Below are 9,286 nucleotides of genomic sequence, written 5' to 3'. Positions count from 1 at the left end.
GCTCGATCCTGGTCAGCGACGACGACATCATCGCCGCGCAGAAGGCGCTGTGGAACCGGGCCCGCATCATCTCCGAGCCGGGAGGTGCGGCCGCCTTTGCCGCGGTCCTGTCCGGCCGCTATGAGCCGGCGGCGGGCGAACGGGTCGCCGTGCTGGTCTGCGGGGCGAATGCGGACCCCGCTACCTTCTAAAGGGCCTGCTGCCTTCTAAAGGGCCTGCAGCCTTCTAAAGGGTATGCAGGATGGAACTATAACGGTCCACTTCACGTTTTTCCGAACTGCCTCGCCTTTGCCGTGTTTGCTGGTATTCTTTGAGTCGTGAGGCGTCGGGCTATCCTGCCCGCTCCACAGCATGATCCCGAAAAGTGAAATCCCTTTCGGAACAGATCATGCTCAAAGGGATAGGGCCGCATCCCGGTTTTCGGGATGCAATAGGCTCAAGGAAGGGCCGATGACGCAACGACCCACCTTCAGCAGCGATCGCGGCCTGGCCGGGCGCCTGGCCTTGAGCCGGTTGGCGACGCGGGTCTCGATGATGGTCGAGCGCGGCTGGCCGTTGCTGCTTCCGCTCGTCATCGTCGCCAGCCTGTTCCTCAGCATCTCCTGGCTCGGGCTGTTCTCCCGGCTACCGGATATGGCGCGCATCGGCCTGATCGCTGCTTTTGCCATCGGGGCACTGGCGGCGCTCTATCCTCTGCGCTTCTTCCGCCTGCCGGGCGCCGGCGAAATCGACCGCCGCATCGAGGCCGCCAATCAACTGTTGCACAGCCCGGTGCTGGTGCAGACCGACCGGCCCAGCGGCCGGGAAAGCAGCTTCTCGCAGGCGCTGTGGCGCGAACACCAGAAGCGCATGGCTGGAAAGCTCGACAACCTTGGCGCCGACCTGCCGCGCACGCGCGTGCCGGAGCGCGACCCCTGGGGGCTGCGCGCGGTGGCGGCCCTTTTGCTCGTTACCGCCTTCGCCTTCTCCTTCGGACCGACGGGCGGCAGGATCAGCGACGGCTTCAATGCCCATGGTGCGCGCGATATCGTGCCGCCGCGCATCGATGCATGGGTGACGCCACCGGCCTATACCGGCAAGCCGCCGATCTTCCTGACCGCCGACGCCAACCAGGCGATCCCGACCTTTACGGTTCCCGAAGGCAGTGATGTTTCGCTGCGCGTGACGGGCGGCTCGGGCGACGAAACGCTCGGCTATGCCGACAAGAATGGCAACGCCCGCGACATCGACCCCGCTGCGCCGCAGGCCGCCGCCAAGCCGGCCGCAAGCCCGGCGGCGCCGTCCAAGGTGCGCCAGTTCACCAGCAAGCTGACCGGCGACGGTACGCTGACGCTGACGTCGGGCGAGGAACAGCTCGGCCGCTGGGCCTTCGCGGTCATATCGGACAAGCCGCCGCAGATCCGCTTCGTCGGCGAGCCCAAGCGCGCCGCCAACGGCGCCTTCGAGCTAAACTATCAGATCGACGACGACTATGGCGCCGCCACCGCCAAGGCGGTGTTCGCGCTCGCCGATCCGCAGGCGCCCAATGCGCGCCCGCTGTACGGTGCACCTGAAATGCCGCTGACGCTGCCGCGCCGCGGCGGCAAGTCGAACGCCGCCAAGACCTCCAAGGACCTGACCGAGCATGTCTGGGCCGGCAGCAGCATCAAGCTGACGCTGGTCGCCACCGACGATGCCGGGCACACCGCATCGAGCGAAACCAAGACGCTGCTGATGCCGGAGCGGCCTTTCGCCAATCCACTGGCACGCGCCGTGATCGAACAGCGCCGCCTGCTGGCGCTCGACGCCAACGCCAAGCCGCGCGTGCTCGACCTGATGGACGCCATCACACTTCGGCCGGAAGATACGTTCGACAACATGTCCCACTATCTCGCCATCATGAGCGCCCGCACCCGGCTGAAGATGGCCGAGAGCGACGATCAATTGCGCAGCGAGGTCTCCTATCTCTGGGAAATCGCGCTCGGCATCGAGGAAGGCAATCTTTCGGCCGCCGAAAAGCGGCTGCGCCAGGCGCAACAGGCGCTGCAGGACGCCATCAAGAATGGCGCCAGCGACGCCGAAATCGAAAAGGCGATGAAGGAACTGCGCGAGGCGATGAACCAGTTCCTGCAGGAATTCGCGGAGCGCGCCAAGCAAAATCCCAACGCCCCGCAGATGCAGCAGAACGGCCAGGAACTGCGCCAGAGCGACATCGATCGCATGATGGACCAGATCGAAAACCTGGCGAAGTCAGGTGATCGCGACAAGGCCCAGCAACTGCTGTCGCAACTGCAGGACATGATGAACAATCTGCAAGCCGGCCGTCAGCAGCAAGGCGGCCAGCAGGACAGCGAGATGCGCCAGCAGATGGACAAGCTGGGTGAGATCCTGCGGCGTCAGCAGGAGATGATGAACGACACCTTCCGCATGGATCAGATGCAGCGCGGCGAGCGCCAGCGCGGGCAGAACCGTGACGAGCAGCTCGGCGAAGGCGGCCAGGATGAGGACAGACCCGGCGTCGGCGAAGACCGCGATCCGCTCGCCCGGCAAAAGCCGATGACACCCCAGGAATTCGCCGATGCGCTGAAACAGCTGCAGCAGGGCCAGGGCCAGCTGCAAAGCGACCTCGATCAGCTGAAGAAGGGCCTCGAAGGCATGGGTATGGAGCCCAATGAAGGATTTGGCGAGGCCGGCAAGTCCATGGGCAATGCCGAACAGGCACTCGGCGAGGGTGAAGGCGATGCGGCCGTCGGTCATCAGGGCCGGGCGCTGGAAGCGCTGCGCAAGGGCGCCAAGGACATGATGAAGCAGATGCAGGCCATGCAGGGCGACCAGGGCGGCGGCGAGGAAGGCGGCCGCCAGCAGAACGCCGACCGTGATCCGCTAGGCCGGCCGCGCGCCAGCCAGGGTCCCGATTTCGGCGATTCGGTGAAGGTGCCCGACGAGATCGACGTGCAGCGTGCCCGCCAGATACTGGAAGCGATCCGCAAGCGGCTCGGCAATGCGCTCAGCCCTGACATCGAACGCAGCTATCTGGAACGGCTGCTCGAGCTGAAATAGAGCAATTCCAGGAAAAGTGTGAAGCGGTTTTCCGTCCGGAATCGCGAAAAAATAAAGGGATTGCCGCCCGCGTCCATCCCACCTGAAAACCTCTCGCACGGTTGCACCACCATGCCCAGACTTGGCGCCGTTACACCCATCCTGCGCATCTTCGACATTGCCAAGGCGCGTGAATTCTATGTCGGCTTCCTCGGCTTCGAGGTGCAGTGGGAACATCGCTTCGCCGACGACGCGCCGCTTTACATGGCGGTCGGCCGCGACGGCTGCGTTCTGCATCTCAGCGAACATCACGGCGACGGTGCACCCGGCATCGCCGTGCGCATCGAGGTCGAGGACATCACGGCTCTTCATGGCGAACTGATCGGCAAAAACTACCGCTTTGCCCGGCCAGGCGTGGAAGAGACGCCTTGGAAGACCCGCGAGGTATCGGTCGCCGATCCGTTCGGCAACAGGCTGCATTTCTACGAGGATGCCGCCGGCTGACTGAGCCTGTTGACGAAGGCTTCGCGGATCGCATCCTGCATACCGTCGATCGCCTCGCCTGACGCATTCGGGTTGCGGTGCATCACCACGTTGGAGGAATCGATGGCGCCGAATCCGTCCGCCGTGGTCAGTTCACGACAGCCGTCCGGAATGTTGCTGCGCGAAATCGGCGCGATCGCCAGTCCGGAGGTGACGGCGAGCTTGAGGCCGCCGGTGGTGTCGCTGGTATAGGCGACACGATAGGCAAGATCGCGCTGCTCCAGTGATTTGATGGCGAAGTCCTTGCACCAGCCGGCCCGGTTGTAGAGCGCGATCGGCACCGGCTGTTCCTCATGCATGTGATGCAGGGTCGACGTCACCCACACGGTCGGGTCGTGCATCAGCACTTCGCCGCCGGCGGGATCCTGCCATTCGAACACCACGCACAGATCGAGTTCGCCGGCAGCGAGCGCCGCCATCTGTGCCCCGGAATGGGCATAGCGCACGGTGACCTCGACCTGCGTATGACGCTTCGAGAAGGCGCCGAGCGCGCGCGACAGGATGGCGTGGCCATATTCCTCCGGAATGCCGATGCGCACCGGCCCGCCAAGCGGCGCTGCCGCCATCGATGCCGACGTCTCGTCGAGCAGCGAGACAATGCGGCGGGCGTTGACGATGAGTTCGCCGCCGCGCCGCGTCAACGCGACGCCGCGCGAACCGCGCTCGAACAGGCTGGCGCCGATCAGCTCTTCGAGCTTCTTCATCTGCATCGACACTGCGGATTGGGTGCGGCCGGCCTGCTCCGCCGCCTTGGTGAAATTGCCGGTCTCGGCAATCGCCACGAAGGTTCGCAGGAGGTCGCTGTCGAGGGTCGGCCGCATGAAATCCGCCATAAGAGAATTTGATTGCTGGCATCATTCCAATTCGTTTGCAACATGTCAAACGGCGGACGATAGTCGCCATACCCATTGGATATGCGGCTGCGAAATCAGCCGCGGACCAATCAAGAGTCCTCACTCGTGCCCGCTGCCCGAAACGGTGGCGGGTTCTTTTTACCCCGCAGGCGACAGCTTCGGATCGTACGCGCAGGAGCCTGGATGCAGATGCAGAATCGGATGGTGGGCGGCATCCTGAGCCTGTGCCTCGGCGTGCTGGTCTTTTCGCTGCAGGATCCGCTCGTCAAAGCCGTGTCGAGCGGTTATCCGGTGACCGAGGTGATGGCGATCCGCTCGATCGTCGCCCTGCCGATCCTGATCGTCCTGGTCCATGCCGATGTCGGCTTGCGGGCGATCCTGTCGAAGCGATTCGGCATGCTGACGGTGCGCGCCTTCATCCAGTTCACCTCCTATACGATGTACTACCTGGCCATCGCTGCTTTGGCGCTCGCTGATGCGGTGGCGCTTTATTTCATGGCGCCGCTGTTCATCATGGTCCTGGCCGGACCGTACCTTGGCGAGCGCGTCTCCTGGCAGACACTGGCAACCGTGCTGATCGGCTTGTTCGGCGTCCTCGTGATGCTGCGCCCCGGCGCAGGGCTGTTCGACTGGGCAGCGCTGCTGTCGCTGGGCTCGGCGGCGCTCTATGGTTTTTCGCAGCTGATGGCCCGCAAGATCGGCGATACTGAATCGTCCACCGTCATGGCCTTCTATCAGAACGGCGCCTATCTGGTCGGCGCCGCCGTGGTTGCCGGGGCGTTTCACCTGGCCGGCATTACACACGCCGTTCACCCGAGCCTGGAATTCCTGGTACGGCCATGGATTTGGCCGACGCTGCCGGATTTTCTCAAGATGGCGGCCTGCGGTTTCGTCGCCTCCGCCGGCATGATCCTGCTGTCGCAGGCCTACCGGATGGCGCCGGCCAACCGCGTTGCCACCTTCGAATACACCGGCATCCTGTGGTCGCCGCTGTGGGGTTTCCTGTTCTTCGCCGAGGTGCCGCGGTCGACGACGGTGATCGGTGCTGCCTTGATTATCGGCGCCGGTCTGCTGGCGCTCAACACCGAACGGCGCAAGAATGTTCCACCCGTGCTCGCTGCCGCCGACCCAGCCTGATCAGGCGAAGCAGATCAGCGCCCGCTCGACTCGCGAACGGATTTCGGCCAGCGTGAAGGGCTTCTGCACGACATCGAGGATGATGCCGTTCAATTCCTCGGCGCGCTCGCGCTGGTCGGCATAGCCGGTCATCAGCACGATCTTGATCGACGGAAACAATGCAGCAGCCGCGATCGCCATCTCGATGCCGTCCATCTCCGGCATGCGGATATCGGAGACGACGAGATCGTAGCCGCCACGCGCCGCCTGGATCAGCGAAAGCCCCTGCGCGCCGTCCGCCGCGATATCGATTGTGTGCCCAGCGCGTTCAAGCGCGCGGGCGGCCAGGGTGCGGACGGACTCATCGTCCTCGACGATCAGAAGCTTTGCCATGGCCGGCATATTTGGCCGCCAAAAGTTGACTTTTCCTGAAAGCCCCCGAGCAATTCAGGAAAAGTCTGAGACGGTTTTCCGGGAAAAGCGCATAGCGCTTTCCCTTGGGAATTGCGTCAACACAAAAAACTAGAGCGGTTCGGCGTTTTCGTGAAGCGGCGAACCGCTCTAAGCATCAGCAAACCTTTTTGATGCCGCTCAGACATCCCCTTTGACGACACCGACAAACGGCAACTCGCGAAAAGCATGGGCTACGTCCATGCCGTAGCCGACGACGAAATAGTCGGGGCAGTCGAAGCCGACATAATCGGCATTGAGCTCGGTCTGGCGGCGCATGCGCTTGTCGAGCAGCACGGCGATCGAACAGCTCTTGGCGCCCCGCGACAACATCAGCTCGCGGGTAAAGCTCAGCGTCTTCCCCGATTCGAGAATGTCGTCGATCAGCAGCACGTCGCGGCCGGCGACCTCATTGTCGATGTCGCGCAGCACCCTCACCTCGCCGCTGCTGGTGCCGGCGCCATAGCTGGAGATGAAGATGAATTCGACCTCCGGCGACAGGCCGACATCGTGCATGGCCCGGATAAGATCGGCGGCGAAGATAAACGAGCCCTTCAGCACCGAGATCACCAGCAGATCGTGATAGTCGTGTCCGGCAATCTCCTTGGCGAGTTCGAGATTGCGCCGCGCGATCGCCGATGCTGAAAACAGAACCTCGATGTCCTTGCCGCGTACGATGGGCATTGATGGTCTTCCCCGGTGATCGCCTATTCGGCGAAAGTGACCGACACGGTCTTCACACCGTTTCTAGGCACGTCGAGCCGGCTGGCAAAGCCGAATCTTTCGCCAGACGCCAGCGAACGGCCGGATGTCCCCAACGTATAGCGGGTAGTCTGCCCGTCATTGCCGGTCACCCGGATTTCGAGCGGCGGCAACTCCGTCGGTTTCGCACCATCATTGACGGCCTCGCCATCGACGAACAGTGCGGCGTTCGGCCCGGTAGCGTCGACGCGTGACGTGACGCCCGAAATGCTGAGCGCCGACGCCTGCGCGCTGGACAGGAACGGCGCCTGGCTCACCAGCGCGTGCCCGCCGGAAACCCAGAACGCGGCCAAGGCAGCGCCGATACCAGCGACCCAGAAGATCGGCCCGCCGCGCGAGGCTGGTAGCCGCTCCGGTGAGGCTTCGGGCTTGCGCAGCATGTCCATGCCTTCGATGGGCGGCGTGACGATCGCGCGCGGCAGCGGCGAAACGCTTTCCGCCGCAGGCGCAAGGCGCGGCATCACCACGTAGTCGGCATCGACGATGTCGCCGGCCGAACCACGCATGAACCTGTCCGCTGCGGCAATTGCCGCCGGATCGGTCATGATTTCGCCGGAAACCGGGCGCGCGGTTCGATCGTCAGCCATCATGGCCCCAGCATTGCAGCACGTGTTCGCTTTTCGTTTCTTTTGCCTAAACACAAATGGTTAACGCTTCCCCACCGGAGCCCTCGTGACGAGCCGAAAGAGCCCAGAAATTAACCGCCGGTTAACCATGCCGGCCGATGGTCTTTACCCAGAACAGGCCGGCTCGCCGCCGTGCCGAAATTCAGGTCGTCGAAATTGATTCGTTTCGAAAATGTCGGCCTCCGCTATGGCATGGGTCCGGAAATCCTCCGCGACATCTCCCTGCACATCCCGGAGCGCTCCTTCCAGTTCCTCAGCGGGCCTTCGGGCGCCGGCAAGACGACCTTGCTGCGCTTGCTGTTCATGTCGCTGAAGCCGACGCGCGGGCTGATCACCATCTTCGGCAAGGATCGCTCGCGCATCTCGCGCACCGAGCTACCGCATCTCAGACGCCGGATCGGCGTGGTGTTCCAGGATTTTCGCCTGCTCGACCATATGACCACCTACGAGAACGTCGCGCTGCCGCTGCGCGTGCGCGGGCGCGAGGAGGCGAGCTACCGCACCGATGTCACCGAACTGTTGAAGTGGGTCGGACTGGGCGAACGCATGCATGTACTGCCGCCGGTTCTGTCCGGCGGCGAGAAGCAGCGCGCGGCGATCGCGCGGGCGCTGATCGAGCAGCCGGAAATCCTGCTCGCCGACGAACCGACCGGCAATGTCGATCCGCCGCTGGCGCGACGGCTGTTGCGGCTGTTTATCGAGCTCAACCGTCTCGGCACCGCGGTGGTGATCGCCACCCACGACCTTGGCCTGATGGAACAGGTCGACGCGCGCCGCATGATCCTGGCCGGCGGAAGGCTGGACATCTATGACTGAACTGTCCGCCGAACATTTTGTGGAACGGGAGCAGGACGCCGAGGCGACCGAGGCAAAGCCCCGCGCCCAGCGCAGGATGGCGCCGATCGTGCCGGCGCAGAACATCGCCGGCCGGGCACTGGTACTGGTGATCGCTATCATGACCTTCCTGTCCTGCCTGACTTTCGGCGCGGTGACGCTGGTGCGCGACACGGCGTCCGTCTGGGAGAACCAGATTTCACGCGAGGCGACCATCCAGATCAAGCCGGTCGACGGCCTCGACATGGAAGCGGCCCTTACCCAGGCCTCGCAGATCGCCGGTGAATTCCCTGGCGTCAAGACGACCCGGATCATCGATCGCGAGGCGACCGCGAGGCTCCTGGAGCCCTGGCTGGGCTCGGGCCTCAACATCGACGAATTGCCGGTGCCGCGACTGATCATCGTCACCATCGACGAGAACAGCCCGCCCGATTTCGCCGCCATGCGCGCCGCAATCACGCCGAAACTGCCGAGCGCATCGCTCGACGATCACCGCACCTGGGTCGACCGGCTGGTGGCGATGGCCCGCACCACGGTGACCATCGGCATTGCCGTGCTGGCGCTGATGCTGTCGGCGACCGTGCTGACCGTGGTGTTCGCGACGCGCGGCGCCATGGCCGGCAATGGTCACATCATCGAAGTGCTGCATTTCGTCGGCGCCGAAGCGCGCTTCATCGCGCGCGAATTCCGCCGGCATTTCCTGGTCACCGGCATGAAGGGAGCGGCGGCCGGCGGTGCCGCCGCAGTGCTCGTCTTCATCGTCTTTTCCTGGTGGTCGTCGCGCAATATGGCGACGCCGCAGGCCGATCAGGCGACCGCCCTGTTCGGCAATTTCGCCATCGGTTCGGCAGGCTATCTCGGTGTCGTGTTGATGGTGCTGGTGATCGGCGGACTGACGGCTGCCACGTCCCACGCCACCGTCGTCGCCTATCTCAGCGACATCGATGTCCGCCAGCCGGATGCAGGCTAATTCATGTCGCTCAAAAGTGGGAACCGGTTTTGGGACAACGACATAGATAGGACAGGGTGATCACGGATGGAGAATTCACGTAACGCAAAGTGCGTCTTTTACCTACCCAAAGC

The 9,286-nt window shown here is 63.8% G+C and carries 9 protein-coding genes and 1 pseudogene; 6 read left to right on the top strand and 4 right to left on the bottom strand.

All coding sequences use genetic code 11. The features are described from left to right. The 3 genes and pseudogenes from EOD15_RS04810 to EOD15_RS04800 all read left to right on the top strand — a co-directional run. Nucleotides 1–191: pseudogene (locus EOD15_RS04810) on the top strand (pyridoxal-phosphate dependent enzyme); the annotation flags it as partial. Nucleotides 192–450: 259 nt separating this feature from the next. Then, complete coding sequence (locus tag EOD15_RS04805) at nucleotides 451–3,039, top strand: TIGR02302 family protein (RefSeq protein WP_127321570.1); 2,589 nt, start codon at nucleotides 451–453, stop codon at nucleotides 3,037–3,039. Between the two features lie 111 nt (nucleotides 3,040–3,150). Beyond that, entirely contained in the window at nucleotides 3,151–3,522 is a 372-nt protein-coding gene (locus EOD15_RS04800; RefSeq protein WP_127321569.1) for a glyoxalase superfamily protein, read from the top strand. Here the strand turns inward: EOD15_RS04800 and EOD15_RS04795 are convergent. After that, complete coding sequence (locus tag EOD15_RS04795; protein WP_127269182.1) at nucleotides 3,501–4,382, bottom strand: LysR family transcriptional regulator; 882 nt, start codon at nucleotides 4,380–4,382, stop codon at nucleotides 3,501–3,503. The two genes, EOD15_RS04800 and EOD15_RS04795, sit on opposite strands and share 22 nt — an antisense overlap. Nucleotides 4,383–4,604: 222 nt before the next feature. Here EOD15_RS04795 and EOD15_RS04790 point away from each other — a divergent pair, with 222 nt between their 5' ends. Then, nucleotides 4,605–5,552: a DMT family transporter gene (locus EOD15_RS04790; protein ID WP_164893177.1), complete on the top strand. Its 948-nt coding sequence runs from the start codon at nucleotides 4,605–4,607 to the stop codon at nucleotides 5,550–5,552. Here EOD15_RS04790 and EOD15_RS04785 read toward each other — a convergent pair whose 3' ends face one another. From EOD15_RS04785 to EOD15_RS04775, 3 genes are all read right to left on the bottom strand, one after another. Next, a complete protein-coding gene (locus EOD15_RS04785) occupies nucleotides 5,553–5,924 on the bottom strand; it encodes a response regulator (protein WP_027038124.1) in 372 nt (123 codons plus the stop codon). A 198-nt stretch (nucleotides 5,925–6,122) separates the two neighbouring features. Beyond that, on the bottom strand, nucleotides 6,123–6,665 hold the full coding sequence (gene hpt / locus EOD15_RS04780; RefSeq protein WP_023811104.1) for a hypoxanthine phosphoribosyltransferase: 543 nt from the start codon (nucleotides 6,663–6,665) through the stop codon (nucleotides 6,123–6,125). 23 nt (nucleotides 6,666–6,688) lie between these two features. After that, complete coding sequence (locus EOD15_RS04775) at nucleotides 6,689–7,333, bottom strand: hypothetical protein (protein ID WP_127323124.1); 645 nt, start codon at nucleotides 7,331–7,333, stop codon at nucleotides 6,689–6,691. 192 nt (nucleotides 7,334–7,525) lie between these two features. Here EOD15_RS04775 and ftsE point away from each other — a divergent pair, with 192 nt between their 5' ends. Together ftsE and EOD15_RS04765 are read left to right on the top strand one after the other, a co-directional pair. Next, the gene (gene ftsE, locus EOD15_RS04770) at nucleotides 7,526–8,185 is read left to right on the top strand and encodes a cell division ATP-binding protein FtsE (protein WP_010911739.1); all 660 of its coding nucleotides are present in this window, start codon (nucleotides 7,526–7,528) and stop codon (nucleotides 8,183–8,185) included. Then, a complete protein-coding gene (locus tag EOD15_RS04765) occupies nucleotides 8,178–9,173 on the top strand; it encodes an ABC transporter permease (protein WP_027038121.1) in 996 nt (331 codons plus the stop codon). Before ftsE ends, EOD15_RS04765 begins: the two co-directional genes overlap by 8 nt. Nucleotides 9,174–9,286: the final 113 nt, after the last annotated feature.

Source organism: Mesorhizobium sp. M7A.T.Ca.US.000.02.2.1, from assembly GCF_003996995.1.
Lineage (GTDB): Bacteria > Pseudomonadota > Alphaproteobacteria > Rhizobiales > Rhizobiaceae > Mesorhizobium.
This window is presented reverse-complemented; position numbering and strand designations above follow the sequence as displayed.